Annotated in this window: 18 protein-coding genes, 1 tRNA gene and 1 pseudogene; 10 read left to right on the forward strand and 10 right to left on the reverse strand. The window is 60.0% G+C overall.

Annotated features, from left to right (window positions below; genetic code table 11):
* Positions 1 to 130, forward strand: a pseudogene (locus CER19_RS29100) (isoprenylcysteine carboxylmethyltransferase family protein); the annotation flags it as partial.
* Between the two features lie 115 nt (positions 131 to 245).
* On the opposite strand, the gene mddA reads toward CER19_RS29100, so the two are convergent.
* Positions 246 to 1,013, reverse strand: a complete 768-nt coding sequence (gene mddA, locus CER19_RS17395) for a methanethiol S-methyltransferase (RefSeq protein ID WP_116667297.1) — start codon at positions 1,011 to 1,013, stop codon at positions 246 to 248.
* Positions 1,014 to 1,281: 268 nt separating this feature from the next.
* Between mddA and CER19_RS29105 the strand changes: the two genes are divergently transcribed.
* From CER19_RS29105 to CER19_RS17410, 3 genes are all read left to right on the forward strand, one after another.
* The gene (locus tag CER19_RS29105; protein ID WP_116667298.1) at positions 1,282 to 1,467 is read left to right on the forward strand and encodes an IclR family transcriptional regulator C-terminal domain-containing protein; all 186 of its coding nucleotides are present in this window, start codon (positions 1,282 to 1,284) and stop codon (positions 1,465 to 1,467) included.
* A 142-nt stretch (positions 1,468 to 1,609) separates the two neighbouring features.
* Positions 1,610 to 1,684, forward strand: a tRNA-Lys gene (locus tag CER19_RS17405).
* Between the two features lie 50 nt (positions 1,685 to 1,734).
* Positions 1,735 to 4,005 carry a hypothetical protein gene (locus CER19_RS17410; protein ID WP_116667299.1) on the forward strand — a complete coding sequence of 757 codons (2,271 nt, stop codon included), beginning with the start codon at positions 1,735 to 1,737 and terminating at the stop codon, positions 4,003 to 4,005.
* 240 nt (positions 4,006 to 4,245) lie between these two features.
* Here CER19_RS17410 and CER19_RS17415 read toward each other — a convergent pair whose 3' ends face one another.
* A complete protein-coding gene (locus tag CER19_RS17415; protein WP_116667300.1) occupies positions 4,246 to 5,490 on the reverse strand; it encodes a saccharopine dehydrogenase family protein in 1,245 nt (414 codons plus the stop codon).
* Between the two features lie 28 nt (positions 5,491 to 5,518).
* Positions 5,519 to 6,616, reverse strand: a complete 1,098-nt coding sequence (locus CER19_RS17420; protein WP_032896982.1) for a carboxynorspermidine decarboxylase — start codon at positions 6,614 to 6,616, stop codon at positions 5,519 to 5,521.
* A 344-nt stretch (positions 6,617 to 6,960) separates the two neighbouring features.
* On the opposite strand from CER19_RS17420, the gene metE reads away from it, so the two are divergent.
* On the forward strand, positions 6,961 to 9,249 hold the full coding sequence (gene metE / locus CER19_RS17425; protein ID WP_116667301.1) for a 5-methyltetrahydropteroyltriglutamate--homocysteine S-methyltransferase: 2,289 nt from the start codon (positions 6,961 to 6,963) through the stop codon (positions 9,247 to 9,249).
* 131 nt (positions 9,250 to 9,380) lie between these two features.
* On the opposite strand, the gene CER19_RS17430 is transcribed toward metE, so the two are convergent.
* On the reverse strand, positions 9,381 to 10,535 hold the full coding sequence (locus tag CER19_RS17430) for a DUF1624 domain-containing protein (RefSeq protein ID WP_116667302.1): 1,155 nt from the start codon (positions 10,533 to 10,535) through the stop codon (positions 9,381 to 9,383).
* 62 nt (positions 10,536 to 10,597) lie between these two features.
* Between CER19_RS17430 and CER19_RS17435 the strand changes: the two genes are divergently transcribed.
* Positions 10,598 to 11,140: a DUF924 family protein gene (locus CER19_RS17435; protein ID WP_116667303.1), complete on the forward strand. Its 543-nt coding sequence runs from the start codon at positions 10,598 to 10,600 to the stop codon at positions 11,138 to 11,140.
* Here the strand turns inward: CER19_RS17435 and CER19_RS17440 are convergent.
* Positions 11,137 to 12,576 (reverse strand): hypothetical protein, encoded by a 1,440-nt coding sequence (locus tag CER19_RS17440; RefSeq protein ID WP_116667304.1) that lies wholly within the window; start codon positions 12,574 to 12,576, stop codon positions 11,137 to 11,139. The two genes, CER19_RS17435 and CER19_RS17440, sit on opposite strands and share 4 nt — an antisense overlap.
* Before the next feature lie 146 nt (positions 12,577 to 12,722).
* On the opposite strand from CER19_RS17440, the gene yfcF reads away from it, so the two are divergent.
* Complete coding sequence (gene yfcF / locus CER19_RS17445; RefSeq protein WP_116667305.1) at positions 12,723 to 13,355, forward strand: glutathione transferase; 633 nt, start codon at positions 12,723 to 12,725, stop codon at positions 13,353 to 13,355.
* Here yfcF and CER19_RS17450 read toward each other — a convergent pair.
* The gene (locus CER19_RS17450) at positions 13,314 to 13,598 is read right to left on the reverse strand and encodes a hypothetical protein (protein WP_116667306.1); all 285 of its coding nucleotides are present in this window, start codon (positions 13,596 to 13,598) and stop codon (positions 13,314 to 13,316) included. The genes yfcF and CER19_RS17450 overlap by 42 nt on opposite strands.
* Positions 13,599 to 13,736: 138 nt before the next feature.
* On the opposite strand from CER19_RS17450, the gene CER19_RS17455 reads away from it, so the two are divergent.
* Complete coding sequence (locus CER19_RS17455; protein WP_116667307.1) at positions 13,737 to 14,381, forward strand: ATPase; 645 nt, start codon at positions 13,737 to 13,739, stop codon at positions 14,379 to 14,381.
* A 46-nt stretch (positions 14,382 to 14,427) separates the two neighbouring features.
* Positions 14,428 to 14,769 (forward strand): hypothetical protein, encoded by a 342-nt coding sequence (locus tag CER19_RS17460; RefSeq protein WP_116667308.1) that lies wholly within the window; start codon positions 14,428 to 14,430, stop codon positions 14,767 to 14,769.
* A gap of 172 nt (positions 14,770 to 14,941) precedes the next feature.
* Here CER19_RS17460 and CER19_RS17465 read toward each other — a convergent pair whose 3' ends face one another.
* Complete coding sequence (locus CER19_RS17465; protein ID WP_044274105.1) at positions 14,942 to 15,688, reverse strand: creatininase family protein; 747 nt, start codon at positions 15,686 to 15,688, stop codon at positions 14,942 to 14,944.
* A gap of 30 nt (positions 15,689 to 15,718) precedes the next feature.
* Positions 15,719 to 16,447, reverse strand: coding sequence for a murein L,D-transpeptidase catalytic domain family protein (locus tag CER19_RS17470; protein WP_116667309.1), 729 nt, complete (start codon positions 16,445 to 16,447; stop codon positions 15,719 to 15,721).
* Between the two features lie 39 nt (positions 16,448 to 16,486).
* Here CER19_RS17470 and CER19_RS17475 point away from each other — a divergent pair, with 39 nt between their 5' ends.
* Positions 16,487 to 18,088 (forward strand): murein L,D-transpeptidase, encoded by a 1,602-nt coding sequence (locus CER19_RS17475; RefSeq protein ID WP_116667310.1) that lies wholly within the window; start codon positions 16,487 to 16,489, stop codon positions 18,086 to 18,088.
* A 123-nt stretch (positions 18,089 to 18,211) separates the two neighbouring features.
* On the opposite strand, the gene CER19_RS17480 is transcribed toward CER19_RS17475, so the two are convergent.
* Positions 18,212 to 19,603, reverse strand: coding sequence for a HAMP domain-containing sensor histidine kinase (locus tag CER19_RS17480; RefSeq protein WP_056787438.1), 1,392 nt, complete (start codon positions 19,601 to 19,603; stop codon positions 18,212 to 18,214).
* A complete protein-coding gene (locus CER19_RS17485) occupies positions 19,581 to 20,264 on the reverse strand; it encodes a response regulator transcription factor (RefSeq protein ID WP_003191687.1) in 684 nt (227 codons plus the stop codon). The genes CER19_RS17480 and CER19_RS17485 overlap by 23 nt, the downstream gene beginning before the upstream one ends.
* Positions 20,265 to 20,467 lie beyond the last annotated feature (203 nt).

Raw genomic sequence — 20,467 nt, forward strand, 5'->3', positions numbered from 1 at the left:
CCCGACATTCAGGACGCCGCTGCTCTACAAAGTCGTGCGTCATCCGCTGTACCTGGGCTTCCTGATCGCCTTTTGGGCAACGCCGCATATGACCGTGGGTGAGTCCGTCACAGCCGGAACGATCACTGTAGGAGCGAGGTTGCTCGCGAAAAACGCCCAGGCCCTGCGCTCATCCAGGTTGCCCGCGTCATCGTTGACGGCCTTCGCGAGCAAGCTCGCTCCTACAGTGGGTTGGCGGCAGAGGGTTAGCGGCGGGGCCTGTGGAGGCGTGGCACGAGCATGCCCACCTCACGCTGATAGCGCCGATACCGCTCACCAAACAGCGCCACCAAATCCCGCTCTTCGAAACGGGCGCCAATGAACAGATACACCGACATCCCCAGCGCAAACAGCAGATGCCCCACGGTCATATGCGGCGTTGCCCAAAAGGCGATCAGGAAGCCCAGGTACAGCGGATGACGCACGACTTTGTAGAGCAGCGGCGTCCTGAATGTCGGGCCCGATTGTGGGGCGTTGCGCCAGCGATCAATGGCCTGTTTCAGCCCAAATAACTCGAAGTGACTGATCAAGCAGGTTGCCAGCACCACGATGCCCCAGCCCAGCCAGAACAGGCCGGTCAGCAGTGCCTTGGCCCAGGCGGCGTCAACCTCCCAAACGGTGTGTGTAATAGGCCGCCACTGCCAGAACAGCAGCGCGAGCATCAGGCTGGAGAGCAACACATAGGTAGAGCGCTCTACCGCTGCCAGGGCGAAGACTGCCAGCCAGCGCTTGAAGCGTTTACGCGCCATGGCGCTGTGCTGGACGCCAAACACAATGATCAGTGACGTATTGATCATGAGTGCCAGCGCCCAGTCGATGCGCGCGCCGGAGTCGATGTGTTTGGGTACGACCACAGCCCCTACGAAGCCCATCATGTAAAGCAAGGTGAATAGGAAAACCAGGTAGCAGCAGGTGCTATAGACCAGGCCAGCCAAGCGTGCCGTGAGGGTGTTTGAAGAGGTCTGCCGTTTCATGGACGATTCCTTTCGCACATGGTGAATGGGTGAGCCAATCGATGGCTGGCTCGCTCAGACTAACGGCATTCACGGAGTCGGTAACCTGTTGAAGTTGACAGTTTCTTCAGAAGCGATTGGTGGTTTAACCGACGTTCCCATCGATCCAACAGGCTATATCAGGCCACGCCCGCGCCGTCGAATCCAACGACCCCTGTTGCGAAAACAGCAGCGCCAGGGGGCGCTCCAGGTACATACCAACCGCAGACTGACCTAGGTGGAGGCGATCATGGCGTCGTTGAAGCAGGTGAGGGCGCAGGGCTATGCGGTGAACACTGAGGAACTGTTCCTCGTCGACATGACCATCGGCGCACCGGTGCTCGGTGGCAATGTCCGGCCCGTGGCCGCAGTGCATGTGGTGGGGCTGACCATCCGCTGGAGCCAGGTGGATGCCGAGCGGCAACTGGCGCCGTAACTGTTGCAATGCTCAAGGGCGTTGAGTAATTCGCCGTGGAATCGGGAGTTACATTGGTAGACGTACGCTGGTGTCGGCTGTTGCTTAATGAGGACGTTGGATCTTCACATTCTGCACCGCTTACTCGACAATGCGCCTTTGTTCCGGAGTAGTTCAGCGGTAGAACACTCGGCTCTTAACCGGGTGGGCGCTGGTTCGAATCCAGCCTCCGGACCCATCATATCAATGCAATCTGGGCACGATCCCAGACAAAACGGAGTGACTGGCATGGACGCAGGTTATGCGGTCTTCCAGCTGTCCAAAGCGCTGCTTGCGCATGATCTGGATTGCGGCCTGATCGCACGTTTTAACGCTCGCGAACGCATCTCGCGCTGGCAACAAGTGATTGAGCACCTGCTGCAGGGCACTGCTGACTATGGTTCGCGCAGCCCGTTTGCGGAGATTCCCGCCTGGGTGACACTTGAAGTCGTTACCGGGGGCTTTGCTACCGGCAACCTGTTGGCCGGCGGCGAGTTGACCGAGTATGAACGTCAATTGGCTATTTCTATTCCAGGTATTCGCCGCGGGTTTGAGCGGATGGATATCAATGCCTGGCATTTGACGGACGAGGGCCTGGATGCCCTGCACAAACGTTTGGCCAATTGTGACTACAGGATTGATGTTCCTGAAGAAGCCGCATTGCTGGTAGTGGCTTGGTTATCAGGACAGCGGCGCACCGAACAGGCTCGAGCGCTGCTGGATGTCATTGTTCCGTTTTTTGACAGGCTGCGTTTTTTCCCGTCGCTCTCTACCGGGCTTCAGATTTCAGCTGCGCAGGTTCACATTGTGGATGCTGGTGAAGTGCAGCGGGTGCTCTCGACTTTGCCGCCTCAGCCTCGGATTGCTGTGCAGAAACAGGCGATCCAAGCTCGTTTACCCCTTTATGACTCGGCCGTTTCGCATTTCCTCCTGACTTATCAGGCTGGCTGGCCGTGCCGTCATTACCCGCGCCGATGGCACGAGCAGGCGGTGGCATTAGAAACGCAATACAAAAAGCTCGGGGACGACAGGCGCTCTTCGGATCGCGTGGCGGAGCTCTTTTCTTTGCTTGGGCAGTGCGCCCGCGACGCCGAATCGCTCACTGGGCGTCAAGTGGGTCGCATACGGCGAATTGTCGATGACTTCGTGCTCGCACATGGCGCTCCGGATTCAACCTCTCACTTGGCGTTTCGAGCGAATCAACTTCTTCAGGCGACGGGGCCAGAGCATCACCTGATCGCCAGAGTCGTGGAGAAGCGTCTCTCGAAGTATCCAGCGCAAAGTGGAATCTGCGACTTTGATAGTTTGGCGGCCCCAATCACTGCCGAGGAGGCATCGGAGTGGGGGCTGCTTGAGAAACTCGCTATCCCTCCCGCCATCCAGCGCCGTTTTCAGCGTTGCCGCAGTGGAACGATCAACGAGTTGATCGAGCATGGACTGATTACCTCGGGCGACACGGTCGCACGCGTGCTACCTGCGATGACAGCGCAGCTCAATAGTTCGGGATTGCGCGATGAAGTGTTGAGGCGGGTTTACGCCTCTACCTACAGCGCGTTCCGTCGGCGACGTTCGTTATTGCTTTTGAATCTACAACGCCAGGTCGGTCTAAGTGAGTTGCCTTGGGTTGCTGTAATCGAAGACGACCGACAGTCAAGCACGGCAGTCGCAGAAGCTGCAAAACAATCACTCGTTGAATCATCGGCGTTGACGCTATGTGCCTTTCCATACGCTATTGTTCCGAACAAGCTGCTCCAAGAGTTCCGAGCGCTGGCGGAGACTGCTCAGATGGACCTTCCTTTTGTTGAAGAGGTCGCAGCAGATATTTTTATGGGGCAGTTTTCTAGTAAATTCACTGACGCCGCAAGGTTAACGGGGCGGGTGATAGCAGGTTCTCTTTATGCGCGTTATTACGCCATTGATACCGTGGAACTGGCCAGCCTTGTGACCAGGCGTCGGCGTCGTGCACAAGTAAAAGGTGATGCGTTCGCAACCTTGTGCGCAAAGCGAGCAGGGGCTGAGTTGAGAACTTGGCACCCTGCAACCAACGGCACCATTATCGAGCAACAGCAGATCTTGACCACGCAAAATCTCGCGCTACTTTTTGAAGTTCCTGGGATTAAGGCTTTGCTGCAACCCCGGCTGGAGGGCATGATTCAGGCGTGTTTTGAATGGATCTGCAAACGGCATCAGATGCAGACTAAGTTCTATCAGGCTCGGTTGATAATGCTCAAAAATACGGCCTATGCTTGGCGTCAGATGGTTTTTTACCTCGCGATGCTCGACGATCATGCGTGTAAAAATTCCGTGAATTCCCTCGAGGCCCATTTCGCCACGCAGCCGGTGACGTTTCGAGAGCGATTTCTACCGCTTATGAATGGTTTGCGCAAAGCCGTCGCAGGCGAAGTATTGCCTCAGCAGGGGCCAACGGTCGATGGTGCAAGAGTTTTTCTGGGATGGACTGTCACAAGACACTGGTTATTACCGCCTGAGCACGTCGACGCAAACCTGGCTGGTAAGTAAGAGGCGATACCGGATTGGCGATGGCGGTTTTCACCACCCTGCGGGAGAGCTACAAAAATTTGAGAGTGTGCCTGCTTGCGAAAGCGGTGTGTCAATGCTGAAAGTGCTGGCTGACACGCCCTCTTCGCGAGCAAGCCCGCTCGCACATTTGAGTCTTTAGCGCTCTGAAGATAGCCATACGCCCACACAAAAAATGCGCCCCTAGGGGCGCATTCTTTTTGCTCGGTCAGCTATCGCCTATCAGGCCGTCGCATCCCAGGCCCGATCACCGTTCTCGTCTTTGATCCGAGTCGGCAAGCCCATCACATCCAGCGCCTTGAGGAACGGCTCAGCTGGCAGTTCCTCGACGTTGGCCATGTGCTTCACATCCCACTCGCCACGCGCCACCAGCAGTGCAGCGGCTACCGGTGGTACGCCGGCGGTGTAGGAGATGCCCTGGCTGTCGGTTTCGGCATAGGCCTCTTCGTGATCAGCCACGTTGTAGATGAACATCTCACGCGGCTGGCCATCCTTGGTGCCTTTGACCAGGTCACCGATGCAGGTCTTGCCGGTGTAGCCCGGGGCGAGCGAAGACGGGTCAGGCAGCACGGCCTTGACCACTTTCAACGGCACCACTTCCAGGCCTTCGGCGGTCTTGACTGGCTTCTCGGAGAGCAGGCCGAGGTTTTTCAGTACGGTGAACACGTTGATGTAGTGTTCGCCGAAGCTCATCCAGAAACGCACGTTGGGCACGTCGAGGTTTTTCGACAGCGAGTGCACTTCATCGTGGCCGGTGAGGTAGAGGTTCTGCGAACCGACTACCGGCAGGTCATCGGTGCGTTTGACTTCGAACATGGTGTTGCTGGTCCACTGGCTGTTCTGCCAGCTCCACACCTGCCCGGTGAATTCGCGGAAGTTGATTTCCGGATCGAAATTGGTGGCGAAGTACTTGCCATGGGAGCCAGCATTGACGTCGAGAATGTCGATCGAATCAATGCGGTCGAAATGCTGTTGCTGCGCCAGCGCGGCATACGCGTTGACGACGCCTGGGTCGAAGCCCACGCCAAGGATGGCGGTGATGTTCTTCTGTTTGCACTCTTGCAGGTGGTTCCACTCGTAGTTGCCGTACCACGGCGGGGTCTCGCAGACCTTGCCCGGCTCTTCGTGGATGGCGGTGTCGAGGTAAGCCACGCCCGTGTCGATGCAGGCACGCAGTACCGACATGTTGAGGAAGGCGGAGCCGACGTTGATGACGATCTGCGAATCGGTCTCGCGGATCAGGGCCTTGGTCGCTTCCACGTCCAGGGCGTTCAGCGCGAAGGCTTGGATATCGGCGGGAACCTTGAGGCTACCTTTGGCCTTGACGCTGTCGATGATGGCCTGGCATTTGGAGATGTTGCGCGACGCGATAGCAATACGACCGAGTTCGTCGTTGTGCTGCGCGCACTTGTGGGCCACCACCTTGGCGACACCTCCTGCACCAATGATAAGAACGTTCTTTTTCAATTGCTTTATCTCTCCTTTATCCGCCAGCTCAGGACAGGCTGGACAGGTAGTCGTCGTAACCAAATTCACGAACCACCTCGACTGTACCGTCGAGTTGTTTCACTACGATGGACGGCATTTTCAGGCCGTTGAACCAGTTTTTCTTGACCATGGTGTAGCCTGCGGTGTCGATGAACGACAGCCGATCGCCGATGGCCAGCGGACGATCAAATTGATACTCGCCGAAGATGTCGCCGGCCAGGCAGGATTTGCCGCACACCATGTAGGTGTGTTCACCCTCGCTCGGCGCCAATTTGGCGTTGAGGCGGTAGATCAGCAGGTCCAGCAGGTGGGCTTCGATGGAGCTGTCGACCACGGCGAGATTCTTGCCGTTGTAGAGGGTGTCGAGCACAGTGACTTCAAGGGACGCGCTGTTGGTGATCGCCGCTTCGCCGGGTTCCAGGTAGACCTGCACGCCGTACTTCTCGGAGAACGCTTTGAGCCGTGCGCAGAATGCATCCAATGCATAGCCTTCACCGGTGAAATGGATGCCGCCGCCGAGGCTGACCCACTTGACCTTGTGCAGCAGCGCACCGAAGCGTTCCTCGATGGTGCCGAGCATCTTGTCGAACAGGCTGAAGTCGCCGTTCTCGCAGTTGTTGTGGAACATGAAGCCAGAGATCTGATCGATCACGCCATCGATCTTCACCGGGTCCCACTCGCCCAGGCGGCTGAACGGGCGGGCCGGGTCGGCCAGCAGGTAGTCAGAGCTGCTCACCTGCGGGTTCACACGCAGGCCGCGGGTCTTGCCTTCGCTGCGTTCGGCAAAACGCTGCAGCTGGCTGATGGAGTTGAAGATGATCTTGTCGCAGTTCTCCAGCATCTCTTCGATTTCATCGTCGGCCCAGGCCACGCTGTAGGCGTGCGCTTCACCTTCGAACTTCTGGCGACCGAGCTTCAACTCATACAGCGACGACGAGGTGGTGCCGTCCATGTATTGCTGCATCAAGTCGAACACCGACCAGGTGGCAAAGCACTTGAGCGCCAGCAGAGCCTTGGCGCCGGACTGTTCGCGCACATAGGCAATCTTCTGCATGTTGACCAGAAGCTTCTGTTTATCGATGAGGTAGTACGGCGTTTTGATCATTTTTGAGAGCCTGCGGCGGTGCCTGCCAAAAAAGGACACGCATTGTGCCCGCACTTGGAACAGATCGAAAGGTTAGCCGGCGGATTTTGCGCGCCACGTTAAGCATAGGGCGTAAGTATGACCGTTCATAAGAATCCCCCCGCCTCCTGTAGGAGCGCTCGAGCCTAAGCGAGGCCGCGATGACGGCCGCCCTGGCACCCCACACATCAACAGTAGCGCCGCTAATATCATGTCCACCTAAACATGAGTAAATCTTGTGATGATCTAGAACAAAATGAGTTTGTCTCAAGACGTGCCTCTGCCGACAATGACCGCCATCAATCACACCATCGGAGTTGCAAGTCATGGCAGTCGCTCATTCTCTCGGGTTTCCACGCATTGGACGCGATCGTGAACTGAAAAAAGCGCAGGAAGCGTTCTGGAAGGGTGAGCTCGACGAAGCCGGCCTGCGCGCCGTTGGCCGTGACTTGCGCAGCACCCACTGGGCGCTGCAACAGCAAGCTGGCATCGAACTGCTGCCGGTCGGTGATTTCGCCTGGTACGACCAGGTGCTGACCCACTCGTTGATGTTCGGCGTGGTCCCTGAGCGGTTCCGCCCGGCAGATGGCCAGGCCACGTTGCATACCTTGTTCGCCATGGCCCGTGGCGTCAGTGACAGCTGCTGCGGCGGTGCCCATGCCCAGGAGATGACTAAGTGGTTCGACACCAACTATCACTACCTGGTGCCGGAGTTCAGCGTCGATCAGCAATTCCACCTGGCGTGGGACCAACTCTTCGAAGAGGTCCAGGAAGCCCTCGACCTGGGGCACAGCGTCAAGCCGGTGGTGATCGGCCCGCTGACCTACTTGTGGCTGGGCAAGGCCAAGGGCGCTGACTTCGACAAGCTCGACCTGCTTGAGCGCCTGCTGCCGTTGTATGGCCAAGTCTTCCAGCGCCTGGCCGAATTGGGCGTGGAGTGGGTGCAGATCGACGAGCCGATCCTGGCGCTCGATCTGCCCCAGGACTGGAAGAACGCTTTTGAGCGTGCCTATAACCTTATCCAACGCGACCCGCTGAAAAAATTGGTGGCCACTTACTTCGGCGGCCTGGAAGAAAACCTCGGCCTGGCCGCCAACCTGCCGGTGGACGGCCTGCATATTGACCTGGTGCGTGCGCCGGACCAATACCCGACCATCCTCGATCGCCTGCCAGCGTACAAGGTGCTGTCCCTGGGCGTGGTCAATGGCCGTAACGTGTGGCGCTGCGACTTGGAAAAAGCCCTGGCCACCTTGCAGCATGCCCATGAGAAGCTGGGCGATCGCCTGTGGATCGCGCCGTCCTGCTCGCTGCTGCACAGCCCGGTGGACCTGGAGCGGGAAGACCAGTTGGATGCCGAACTGAAAAGCTGGCTGGCCTTCGCCGTGCAAAAGTGCGCGGAAGTGGCGCTACTGGCCAAGGCGGTTGACCAGCCGTCAGCACCTGACGTGCTCGCCGTCCTGGCCGAAAGCCGCGCCGTGCAGGTGGCTCGTGCTGCGTCGTCACGTATCCATAAACCCGCTGTTCAGGCCCGTGTCGACGCCATCACTGCACGGGACAGCCAGCGCCAGTCGCCGTTTGCCCAGCGCATCGAAAAACAGCGGGCCGGGCTTAACCTGCCGCTGTTCCCGACCACCACCATCGGCTCGTTCCCACAGACCGCGTCGATCCGCCTGGCGCGCCAGTCGTATAAGGCTGGCAAGTTGAGCGAAGCCGAATACATCGAAGCCATGCACAGTGAGATCAAGCACGCTGTCGAGGTGCAGGAAAACCTCGGTCTGGACGTGTTGGTGCACGGTGAAGCCGAGCGTAATGACATGGTCGAGTACTTCGCCGAACAATTGGATGGCTACGTGTTTACCCGGTTCGGCTGGGTGCAGAGTTACGGTTCGCGCTGCGTGAAACCTGCGGTGATTGTCGGTGACCTGAGTCGTCCCAAAGCCATGACCGTGGAATGGATTCGCTATGCTCAAGGCCTCACCGACAAGGTGATGAAGGGCATGCTGACAGGCCCGGTAACCATGCTGATGTGGTCGTTCCCACGGGAAGACCTGAGCCGCGAAATGCAGGCCCGGCAACTGGCCCTGGCGATTCGTGACGAAGTGGTGGACCTGGAAGCGGCCGGCATCAAGATCGTGCAGATCGACGAAGCCGCCTTTCGTGAAGGCTTGCCGTTGCGCCAGGCGCAGTGGCAGCACTACCTGGACTGGGCTACCGAAGTGTTCCGACTGTGCGCCAGTGGCGTGGGTGACCAAACCCAGATCCACACCCATATGTGCTACAGCGAGTTTAACGATGTGATCGAGTCCATCGCCGCCATGGATGCCGACGTGATCACCATCGAAACCTCACGCTCGGACATGGAGCTGCTCGACGCGTTCGAAGCCTTCGCCTACCCGAATGAGATCGGCCCGGGGGTCTACGACATTCACTCGCCACGGGTGCCGGATGCCTCGGAAATGGCCAACTTGTTGCGCAAGGCCGCCAAGCGTATCCCGGCAGAGCGCTTATGGGTGAACCCCGATTGCGGCTTGAAGACGCGGGGCTGGCCGGAGACCGAGGCGGCGCTCATTCATATGGTCACCGCTGCTCGCCAACTGCGTGCTGAACTGGCCTGATTCCTGAGCCCGGCGCGGTTAAACACTGTGGGAGCGGGCTTGCTCGCGAATGCGGTCTTTCAGTCACAGCAGCAGTGGCTGACACACCGCCTTCGCGAGCAAGCCCGCTCCCACAGTTTGCCTGCATCAGGTCAGAGGTATTTAAGCCACGCCAGGTCCCGCCGCCGTGCTTTCAGGCCGGCGAACCAACGTACCGGCAAGTACAGGGCAATCGGCAACAGCAGCGCTGCCAGCCACACCGCACCGATACCGTCGAAGCCAAAGTAATTGCCATGGTTGAGGCCAAACAATGCAACGCAGGCGACATAGAGGATTTTCAACACGTACAGGTGCAACAGATAAAAGAACATCGGCGCCGCGCCGAACACTGCCAGCACGCCGATCCAGCGCTTATGCCCGGCGTGTTCAAACGCCAGCAGCAACAGCAAGCCAATCCCCAGGGTCAACGCCAGGAACAACAGCGAAGGCGGGTACTTGGTGATGTTGAAAAAACTCATCAGCGTCAGCATGCTGCTGTCATACACCTGCCAAGGCTGCTCACCATAGCCGTTGAGCGCTCGCAGCAACCCAAAGCCCACCAACGCGCCCACCCCCGCGACCAGTAAATAACGCTGACGCACAGCCGGCAGCGTGGCATTGGCAAACCATGGCCCGAGGCCGTAACCCAGGGCAATCACACCGATCCATGGCAGCACCGGGTAGGTGGTGCGCAGCCGCAGGTTTTCAGAGAGTTCAATCCAGTTGCGTTCATGCAAGATCGTCCACGGCACATGCAACATCGAACCTGCTGCGAAGTGCAGCCCATCGAGCAGGTTGTGCCCGACGATAATCACCAGCGCCAAGCCGATCAGCCAGACGCGCGGTAACCAGACCAACGCGGCAAGGGCGATCATGCTGATGCCGATGGCCCAGATCACTTGCATGTAGATCACGCTGGGCGGCAGTTGGAAGGTCCACGCGAAGTTGACCAGGGTGAATTCCAGCACCACCAGGAACAGCCCGCGCTTGAACAAGAATGCCGATACGTCACGACGGCCCTGATATTTCTGGCCGTACAGCCATGCCGACAATCCGGTGAGCAGCACAAACACCGGCGCACACAAGTGAGCCAGGGTGCGGCTGAAAAACAACGCAGGCTCGGTGCTGTCTATGCTCATGGGGTCGCTGACCTGGCGGTGCAGCAAGAAGGTTTCACGCACGTGGTCCAGCAACATGAACAGGATCACCAGGCCGCGCAGGGCATCGATGGACAGCAGGCGTTTGCGTAAAGTCATAGCGTCAGTCATAAGTTAAGCATCACACGCAGGCAAAATATTGACGTTATTCTATAACATTAAGCGAGGCGCTGATGACAAGCATGACCCCACAATCGGTAATCGCGTTCTGGAAACAGGCGGGGCCCAAGCGTTGGTTCGCCAAGGACGAGGGGTTCGATAGGGACTTTCGCGATAGATTTAACGCGGCTCATATGCAGGCTGCACGGCGTGAACTCGAAGATTGGTTGAGCACGGCGCACGGGGCGCTGGCGTTATTGATCCTGCTGGACCAGTACCCGCGCAACGCCTTTCGCGGCACGGCCCATATGTTCGCCACCGACCCGCTGGCGCGGTTGTATGCGCGAAAGATGGTGGACGCGGGACTGGATCAACAGGTTGAACCTCAATTGCGTGCGTTCTGCTATTTGCCTTTTGAACATTCGGAAGACCCGCAGGACCAGCAACGCTCCCTGGCCCTGAACCAGCAGCTGGATGCCAGCACCTTTCACTGGGCCAAGGAGCATGCCGATATCATTGAGCGGTTCGGGCGGTTTCCGCATCGCAATGGGGTGTTGGGCAGGACGAGCACCGACGAAGAACGCGCCTTCCTCAACGCCGGTGGCTTCGCCGGTTAGGCGTGCTCTGGCGCCAAGCTTCGCTGGGCGCCAACACGGCGAAACCGCCGCACCCCCTTAAGGTCAATCGCCCAACGCAACGCTTCGGTCGCCGAAGGACGCGGGCCCTGGTTGATCACCTGTTCATCCTTGCCCAGCGCACTGAGGTAACCCTGCGTACCGCCGCGTTCGCTCCAATAGTGAGTGTGGCTCAACCAGGATTTGGCCAGCCAGCCTTTGCCGTTGCCCACGGTCACCGGCAAGTCCAGCACGCCGCCGCCCATTACCGGCTTGACCGGGCCTGCGACGATGTCGCCGAACAGGCCGAAGGGGGCAGGGAAGTACAGGTTGGTCCAGCGCGTGACGGCAAAGGCTGCGGCGTGGTGCAGGTAGTGCGGGGTGAAGGGCTTTTGGCCGAGCATCAGCGGTTGGCGAGCGTTGTAGCCGTAGCCTTGGGTGTCTTCGGTAGGCGGGCAGGCCGGGGCTTCGCGGCGTTCCATGCGCTGCTGGAAGTCGCTGACGCTGCGGCCCAGCAACAGGCTGGCGTGGGCCATTGGGCTGCCGACCGTGACCAGGTCGGTGATGCGCCAGGGGTTGCCCAGGCCGCGCTGTTCGGCAAAAGCTTCGGTCTGTTGCTGACGAAAATTCAACAGGCTGCTTAGGCTGCCGTCCAGCAAGGCGCCGGCGGCGGGCAGGGCATCCTTGACCACCGGTTGCAGCGGTTCGCGGTTGGCATAACGGGCCGCCAGCTCACGGTTGCTGGGGGTCAGTTGGGTCAGTTGGTCGTGGTATTCATGCCAGAGGTAGCCAACGATGTCATAGGCGATCACGCTGCCGAGGCTGTGACCCACGACGATGATGCGCTCGTAGTCGCCCTGGTTGTGCAGGGCACGCAGCAGGTCGACACCATCAGCACGGATCTGCTCGCGCACCCTCACGTTCTGCGGGTTGGGGCTGAGGTAGCGTGCGGCGTCTCCCAGGTACGCCAGCGCCGAATAGCGCAGCCCCAGTCCCATCGCCGCGAGCAGCAGGGGGATCAGTGCGAAAGGGTTGTCGTGGGCGGGCAATTGGCCCCAGGCCGTGGCCAATGTACCGCTGGCAACCAGCAGCAATAACACCAGCACCGTCCAGCGCGTGCTGCGCCAGATCGGCACGATAGCGTCGGGAATGTCGCGACGCGGGCGCTTGAAGATGTCCCACAGCCAGCCCAGCAGATGGCCGAACTTAGTGCCCTGCATCTTGTGGGCCCAGTAGTACTCATAGAAATCCGTCGAGGTGCGGCCCGAGGACTTCAGTACGCGCAGGTCGAAGTTGCGCGACAGCCGATCCGGCTTGCTCCAGTACCGAGGTGTGCCATCGGGGGTGTCCGTAGGGATCATCGCTTCGACAAAGCCGCGCAAGGTGTCCATTGGGCGCTGTTCGCCGATGCCGTGGATAACCACAACTGCTTGTTTCATGTGCTGTTCCTTCCTTGAAAATCAGCGGTAGCCATAATATTGCCACTAGCCGCGCTATTCCCGCCAGGAATGCCCCCATAAAAACCCTGCATTGTCTTTATCGGCCCGGATCTCGTAGCGTGATGCCTCACCCCAGGAGATTGCCCATGAGCCAAGGTCCGCTGCACCTCTACGTTGATTCGCTGTTCACCAGCCCCTATGCCATGTCGGTGTTTGTCGCCTTGCGCGAAAAAGGCCTGGCGTTCGAGACCCTCACCCTGGACCTCGATGCAGGGCAAAACCAGGCGGCAGATTTCGCCCGACGCTCCCTGACCCAGCGAGTGCCGACCCTGGTAGACGGTGATTTTGCCTTGTCAGAGTCTTCGGCCATCACCGAGTACCTGGACCAGGCCTACCCCGAGACCAGCGTGTACCCGGCGGATGTGCAGCTGCGGGCGAGGGCGCGACAGGTTCAGGCGTGGCTGCGCAGCGACCTGCTACCGATTCGCCAGGAGCGCTCGACGCTGGTGGTGTTCTGTGGGCAGAAGAGGCCGCCGTTGTCCGCAGACGCTCAAGCCGCCGCGACCAAGTTGATCAGCGCGGCGCAAGCGTTGCTGGCGGATAACCGCGAGTACCTGTGCGGCCAGTGGTCGATTGCCGATGTGGACCTGGCGGTGATGCTCAATCGCCTGATCCTCAACGGTGACGCCGTACCCACGCAGCTGGTGGCCTACGCGCAACGCCAGTGGCAGCGGCCGTCAGTGCGGGAGTGGGTCGAGCTGCGACGGCCCGCGCTCTAGCTCTGCCTGCTGGACGACACGCCGGTCGAGGTCTTCCCAATCAGCCATGCCCAGCACGCGCATGGTGTTCAAACCGCGCAAGTAGCCGCGCAGTTGCTCGGCGCTGGCGCTGCCTTTTGCGGCGTCGGCGTTTGAGTCCAGCAGCACGGTTTCGTACTCGACCAGGTAGTCGGCGACCCGCTCGCGAAACTCTGGCAGTACTGCCTCGCGGATACGATCGAAGATTTTCTGGTAGGGCTTCATGGCGGGGTCCTTATAGATTTTATGGGCGGCCTGACACTATCGGTTCAAATGATAGTCACCATCAAGGATCACAAGTTCTGTTTTTTCGCCAAACGTGCAGAATCGGCACATCGAGACGCAGCCCAAGGAAAATGCGTGATGAGGACGATTATCCAGTTGGCTTTGATGGCCCTGATGCTGGGCACCGCGGTCATGACCACCCCGGCGATGGCCGATGAAGTGCGTACAGGCCATTTGCTGCCGCTGGTGGGTAGCGTAGACTCCCTGCAGCGTGCCCAGTCGGTGGGGGTGTTGTTCAGTGAAAACACCCGCGACAACCTCAGCTACCTTGAACGCTACCACGCCATGGCGCTGAACGGCGCCAAGGATGCGCTGGATGGGCGGATTCGCGAGGCGTTCGTCAACAGCTCCGACCCGGAACTGGCGATCGACTGGTTGATGCACTCGTTGCAGGGCACTTTTCTCTCGGTGACGGTCTATAGCAGCCTGGATACCCTGGTGCAGGCGCACCCGGATGTGGTGGTGGTGCTCGATACCCATAACCAATTGCTCACCCAGCGTAATGACCGGGTCGAGGCACGCTTTGTCGCACGCTTCTATGACGCGAACCTGCAGTTTATCGCCAAGGCCGAAGGCTCGGTGGACAAGCACGTGCCGTCAGTGTGGATGCACGACAAGGCGGCGCCGGAGATTGCTGCACTGATCGAGCAACAACGCGATGTACAGCAAGATGCCCTGAAGCAGTTCGATGCGTCGCTCAAGGCCCTGGTTCGCGCAGGTTGACCCGCGAATGGTTGTGAACCCTATTTGGTTATTTTCAGGAATGTTTATGCGCTCTTTCTTCGCCCCGGCCCTGGCTTGTGCTTCGTTGCTGCTGACCGGTTGTATCACGGCGCCCAATGCTCCATCGCTGACCCTGCAAACCAACAAGACCCCCGACGGCTATGTGCAATGCGTATTGCCCAAGCTGGAAAAGCACGGCATCACCTCGACCGTCTCCCAGAACTCGCGCCACGCCAAGGTGCTGTTGACCAGCAAGATTGCTGCCGATGATGTGCTGGAGGCCTACAAGTCCCAGGACGGCACCAAGGTGTTCCTGTATGAGCGCAAGCCGTTGGCTTCGGCGATCAAGCCATCGCGGCTCGAGCAGGCCGCCCAGGATTGCAAATAAACCCAGGCACAACGCAAACCCAAATGTGGGCGGGGGCAACCTCTGACACCCTGTAGGAGCGAGCTTGCTCGCGAAAAACTCATAGGCGCCGCGTTTATTCAGGGAGCGCGCGTTATCGTTGACGTCTTTCGCGAGCAAGCTCGCTCCTACAGGGTAGTGGCGCCCATCTGGATCAGGGCTTGGCTTCGTTGCTGAAGCTGTCGACAGTCTTGACCAATCCCTGCGCCGCCAACGCCACCAACTCACCGCCTTTCTCCACAGTGGCCAACGCCGGGTCCGAGCCCATGCGGCCGTCAGGGAAGCGCGCACGGAAGTCCAGGGCTTCACGGATCGGGCCAGTGTTGGCGATTTGCGGTGAGTACTCGGCAGACTTGATCGAGTCCGGATACGCCCACTGCGTCACGGCAATTTCCGATGGTGTGGCGTGGCTGCCATGCCCGACCGGGAATTGACGCTGGGCCAGGTCAGTGACGCCTTCCAGGTCCCACCAATTCACCAGTTTCAGCGCAAACCCGGCCGGGCGGCGAGCGAAGCTGGCTTCGGCGTACAGCTCGGAGAACGCCGCTTCAATCGTCGCGATGTTGCCGCCGTGGCCGTTGAGGAACAGGATCTTTTCGAAGCCATGCCCGGCCAGCGAGCGCACCCAGTCGCCGATCGCAGCGATAAAGGTGGAAGGGCGCAGGGAGATGGTGCCGGGAAAACCCAGGTGGTGTTGGGCCATGCCGATATTGAAGGTCGGGCCGACCAGGATGTCGGCGTGCTTCTGGGCATGGTGGGCGATGATCTCCGGGCACATCCAGTCAGTGCCCAGCAGGCCGGTGGGGCCATGTTGCTCGTTGGAACCGATGGGAATCACCACCGTGCGGCTGCGTTCCAGGAACTGCCCGATTTCGATCCAGGTGGAGGTGTGTAGAAGCATGCGACGCTCTCTTTTATCAGTGGGGACAGGCTATCCGCCACGGATTGTACGACTACTCGCCACCTGTTGGGGTTTGCAATTGAGGTAGGTCGATGACTTCAGCCAGCGCTGGTCGGGGTACCACGAAAACATGAACTGCCCGTCCTTGAGCTTGTCCACCACTTGGCGGGCAACTTGCGGGCGCACGGCCGGGCAACCCTGGCTGCGGCCGATGCGGCCTTCGCGCTTGCTCCACAATGGGCTGACGTAGTCGGCGGCATGAATCACGATGGCGCGGTCGCGGGCCAGGTCATTGAAGCCGGGCTCCAAACCGTCCATGCGCAGCGAGTAGCCATGGGCGCCCAGGTAGCTTTCCTGGGTGCGGAACAACCCCAGGCTCGACTGGTGGCTGCCTTCGAGATTGGAGAACTGGGTGGCGAAGTTTTCCCCGGACTTGGCACCGTGGGCCACCAGGTCGCGCAAGACCAGGGTCTTTTTGCGCAGGTCGAAGATCCACAGGCGACGGGCGGTCGAGGGCTGGGAGTAGTCAATAACCGCAAGGCGATCGGAACGTTCCTCGCCGTTATTGACCGCGCACTGCACGGCGCTCAGGGCGCTTTTCAGCACGGTGGGATTGAGTTCTGGAGCCGAGCGCGCCAGGCTGCTATATAGGGAAGGAGAGGTGCCATTGGCGGCGAGCGCAACATTGCTCAATAAAGCCAGGCACCCAGTGATCAAACCCAGGCTGGTTAGCCTACGCCTGCGTATAAAAGTCAGCATCTACAGTCGAGTCCCCGCTGTGGAGTGGAGCTAAGTCAATTGTTCAAAAAACACGCATGTTACTTGAGCATTTGCCTGCTCGTTGCACCATTGGTCGCTACAGCCGAAACGCTGCCGGTGGAACCGCTGCCCGTCACCACCCCTGCACCGGTCGCGCTGGCGCCGCTGCAACAGGCATTGGCGCAGTTGACCAGTGTCTGCCCGCACCTTGCTCCGCGTATCGATGCTGCCACGTTGGCGCGCCTGCAAGCCTTTTACCAGCAGCAGGGCGATGCCCCGCTATGGTCGGCTGACGAACGCCGGCAAGCCTTGCACAGCCAGTTGCTGATGCTTGCCGACGATGGCCTGGACCCTTCCCACTATAGCTTGCCCGCGGCGGATGCCACGGCCAACGTGCTGTGCAGCGATATCGCCAACAGCCAGCAATACCTGCAAGCCCTGCAGGATTTGCACTACGGGCGCCTGCAGCAATCGCGCTTTGAGCCCCTCTGGCATTCCCAGCCACCCAGTGGCGATTCGAATACCGAGGTGCTGGCGTTCGCCGCCACCGGCCTGCGAGACATGGCCCAAGCCTTCGATCAGGCCCGGCCCAGCGCCGATTTGTACCGCAGCCTGCGCAATGCCTATGCCGGCGTGCGCCAGCAACCGCTGCCCCATTGGGACCCGGTCGCCGATGGTGCGTTGTTGCGCCCGGGGATGAACGACCCCCGCGTGCCGGAACTGGCGCGGCGCCTGCACAGCGGTGGCTACCTGGCCCAGTTGCCCAGCGGTAACGGCAAGCAATACCAGGGCGAACTGGTCAAGGCGGTGAAAGCCTTCCAGCTCAGCCACTCGTTGCAGGCCGACGGTGTGATCGGCGCCGGCACCGTGGCCGAACTCAATATCAGCCCGGCGGTGCGTCGTGAACAACTGCGCATCAACCTGGAGCGCTTCCGCTGGTTGGCCCAGGACCTTGAGCCTGAAGGCGTCGTGGTCAATGTGGCCGCCGCGCAACTGAGCGTGTACCAGAGCGGCATCCCGGTGTGGCAAACCCGCCTGCAAGTAGGCCGTGCCGAACGCCAGACGCCGTTGCTCAAGTCGCGCATCACCCGCCTGACCCTCAACCCCACCTGGACCATCCCGCCGACCATCATGCGTGAGGACAAGCTGCCCGCCATCCGTCTCAACCCTGAATACCTGCGCCAGCAAAACCTGCAAGTGCTCGACGCCGAAGGTCACCCGTTGACCGCCGACCAAGTCGACTGGGCACGTCCCGGCAATATCCTGCTGCGCCAGCAGGCCGGCCCGCGTAACCCGCTGGGCAAAATTGTGATGCGCTTTCCCAACCCGTATTCCGTATATCTGCACGACACCCCCAGCCAACCCTTGTTCACCAAGGGGCCACGGGCGTTCAGTTCGGGATGCGTGCGGGTCGAGCAACCGTTGTTATTGCGCGACCTGCTGGTGACGCCCGCCGAACGCACCCGCACCGACGAGCTACTGGCGACAGGCGAAACCCATGAGTTCAGGCTCGCCACGCCGGTACCGGTGCTGTTGGGGTATTGGACGGTAGAAGTGGATCGCCAGGGCGAGCTGGTGTACGCACCGGATATTTATGCGCGTGACCCGGTGTTGATCAAGGCCATGGGCAGCGTGTTATAGCGTCAGATGGCTTGATACGAATGTAGAAGCGAGTTTGCTCGCGAAAAACGCCAACGATAACGCGTGCTTCCTGAATGAACGCGGTGTCTGTGAGTTTTTCGCGAGCAAGCTCGCTCCTACGTTCTATTCCGGCATCAATTGCTGGCGGCATTCCAGCACCAGCCGGGCGCCGCCCAACTCACTGGTGCCCACCTCCAGCTTGAAACCGTGCAGATTAATGATCGCCGCCACAATCGACAGGCCCAGGCCGAAACCGCCTTGCTGATCACTCTCATCGACCCGATAGAAACGCTGGAACACCGACGCGCGCTCGGCAGCCGGAATGCCTGGCCCGGAGTCGAGCACTTCGATGCGCGTACTGCCCAGGTCGTTGACTGCCCGCAGGATCACCTTGCCCTTGGGCGGGGTGAACTTGATCGAATTACTCAGCAGGTTGGCCAGGGCTTCGAATAGCAGCGCACGGTCACCGGTAATCCACGGCAGTGAATCAGGCGCTTGTAGCACCAGCTCCAGTTCGCCTTCTTCGGCCAGGGGCAGATAGAAGTCATGCAGCTCGCGCAGCAACGGCAGCGGGTCCAGTACCAGGAAGCCGGAGCGGCGCTGGTGGTCTTCCAGTTCTGAGATGCGCAGCAGCCCGCGAAAGCGCGCCATCAACGTGTCGGTTTCAGCGATGGCGTCATCGAGCTTTACCGCGTGGGCCGAGTCTTCCTCGGCTTGTTGCTTGATGCGGTAAAGCTGGGCGCGCAAGCGGGTGAGCGGGGTGCGCAGGTCGTGGGCGATGTTGTCGCACACGCCCTTGACCTCGTTCATCAGTTTTTCGATGCGGTCGAGCATCGCATTGACGATGGCGGCGAGCATGTCCAGCTCGTCGCGCCGGTTGGACAGCGGCAGGCGGTGCGTGAGGTCGCCGGCGACGATGGCCTCGGCGCTGGCCTGGATCCCGCGAATGCGCCGCAACGGGCGACGGCGCAGCAAGTGCCAGCCGGCAGCGCCAGGAATGATGGTCAAGGACAGCGCCCACAACAGGGCGTGCCAGATAATCCGTGTTACCCCGAACAACGAGCCGTTGGCGCGCACCAATACCAGCCAGCGGCCGTCTTCGGTGTGGGTGGCCACGGCGTCGCAGCTGTCCTTGGGCAGTTTGGGGTCGTCGGATTGCACGCAATTGGTCAGGGCGTGGATTTTGCCATCCAGCGGCAGGTCGGGTGGCACGGCGCGGATCGGCCCGCTCAAGGGGCGAAACTGCTCGTCAAACAGGCCATAGGCGTCTACGCCCTTCATGTCGAAGGTCATGCTGGTGGTAAGCGCCTCCACCAACTCTTCGCCGTCGAAACGCTGGAACAGGTGCTGGCGCTGCAGCAGGGAATGGCGCGACAAATCGCTGAGGTAGCCCGACACCTCGTAGTACAGCACCCCCATGAGGATGCAACTCCACGCCACGAACAACGAACTGTACAGCGCCAGCAAGCGGCTGCTGGAAGAGCGCCAGCCTTTAGAGGGGTTCAGCAATGACATAACCCGAGCCTCGTACCGTGCGGATCAGCGGTGTGAGGCCCGGTGGGTCGATTTTCTTGCGCAGACGGCCAATGTGCACGTCGATCAGGTTGGTGCCGGGGTCGAAGTGATAGCCCCAGACTTCCTCAAAAATCATCATCCGCGACAGGATCTGCCCGGTATTGCGCATCAGGAATTCGAGCAGTTTGTATTCAGTGGGCAGCAGGGTCAGCGGCTGATCGGCCCGGCTGGCTTCGCGGCTGATCAGGTTCAGTTCCAGGTCGGCCACGCGCAGGGCGGTTTCGAATTCCTGGACCGTACTTTTACGCCGCAGCAGCACCTCGACACGGGCGGCCATTTCATCCGAGGCGAACGGCTTGGTCAGGTAGTCATCGCCGCCGGCACGCAGGCCGCGTACGCGCTCGTCGACATCGGAGAGGGCGCTGATCATCAGGATCGGCGTGGACACCCCAATGGTGCGCAACGTGGTCACGATGGCCAGGCCATCCAGTTCGGGCAGCATGCGGTCGAGGGTGATCAGGTCGTAATCACCACTCACGGCACGGACCAGGCCCTCGCGGCCGTTGTCCACCCAATCTACGTCCAGTCCATGGCTACTCAGCTCGGCGACAATCTCGCGGGCCGTTACGGCGTCATCCTCGATGGTCAAAATGCGGGTCATAGGATTACCTGGTGAGCGTTCACACTAGAAGTGGCGACATTTTGCCAAGAAGTTGCTGAATGTTTCCTAAATAAAACTTCATCTTCCTGAAACTAACACCGCAGTGTGGGAGATTCTATGGTTGGGGGGAAGCCCCAAAAAACGCTTTTGATTGGTACTCGCTTTGATTTTTCATGAGCGAAAAGGCGATACGCGCTAACTTG

Origin of the sequence: Pseudomonas sp. GL93 (genome assembly GCF_003408955.1) — a bacterium.
GTDB classification, from domain to species: Bacteria; Pseudomonadota; Gammaproteobacteria; order Pseudomonadales; family Pseudomonadaceae; genus Aquipseudomonas; species Aquipseudomonas paracarnis.

Coding starts and splice junctions, on each gene's coding strand:
- mddA (WP_116667297.1), bottom strand. CDS start 1,013: ATGAAACGGCAGACCTCTTCAAACACCCTCACGGCACGCTTGGCTGGC.
- CER19_RS29105 (WP_116667298.1), top strand. CDS start 1,282: ATGGCGTCGTTGAAGCAGGTGAGGGCGCAGGGCTATGCGGTGAACACT.
- CER19_RS17410 (WP_116667299.1), top strand. CDS start 1,735: ATGGACGCAGGTTATGCGGTCTTCCAGCTGTCCAAAGCGCTGCTTGCG.
- CER19_RS17420 (WP_032896982.1), bottom strand. CDS start 6,616: ATGATCAAAACGCCGTACTACCTCATCGATAAACAGAAGCTTCTGGTC.
- metE (WP_116667301.1), top strand. CDS start 6,961: ATGGCAGTCGCTCATTCTCTCGGGTTTCCACGCATTGGACGCGATCGT.
- CER19_RS17430 (WP_116667302.1), bottom strand. CDS start 10,535: ATGACTGACGCTATGACTTTACGCAAACGCCTGCTGTCCATCGATGCC.
- CER19_RS17435 (WP_116667303.1), top strand. CDS start 10,598: ATGACAAGCATGACCCCACAATCGGTAATCGCGTTCTGGAAACAGGCG.
- CER19_RS17440 (WP_116667304.1), bottom strand. CDS start 12,576: ATGAAACAAGCAGTTGTGGTTATCCACGGCATCGGCGAACAGCGCCCA.
- yfcF (WP_116667305.1), top strand. CDS start 12,723: ATGAGCCAAGGTCCGCTGCACCTCTACGTTGATTCGCTGTTCACCAGC.
- CER19_RS17450 (WP_116667306.1), bottom strand. CDS start 13,598: ATGAAGCCCTACCAGAAAATCTTCGATCGTATCCGCGAGGCAGTACTG.
- CER19_RS17455 (WP_116667307.1), top strand. CDS start 13,737: ATGAGGACGATTATCCAGTTGGCTTTGATGGCCCTGATGCTGGGCACC.
- CER19_RS17460 (WP_116667308.1), top strand. CDS start 14,428: ATGCGCTCTTTCTTCGCCCCGGCCCTGGCTTGTGCTTCGTTGCTGCTG.
- CER19_RS17465 (WP_044274105.1), bottom strand. CDS start 15,688: ATGCTTCTACACACCTCCACCTGGATCGAAATCGGGCAGTTCCTGGAA.
- CER19_RS17470 (WP_116667309.1), bottom strand. CDS start 16,447: ATGCTGACTTTTATACGCAGGCGTAGGCTAACCAGCCTGGGTTTGATC.
- CER19_RS17480 (WP_056787438.1), bottom strand. CDS start 19,603: ATGTCATTGCTGAACCCCTCTAAAGGCTGGCGCTCTTCCAGCAGCCGC.
- CER19_RS17485 (WP_003191687.1), bottom strand. CDS start 20,264: ATGACCCGCATTTTGACCATCGAGGATGACGCCGTAACGGCCCGCGAG.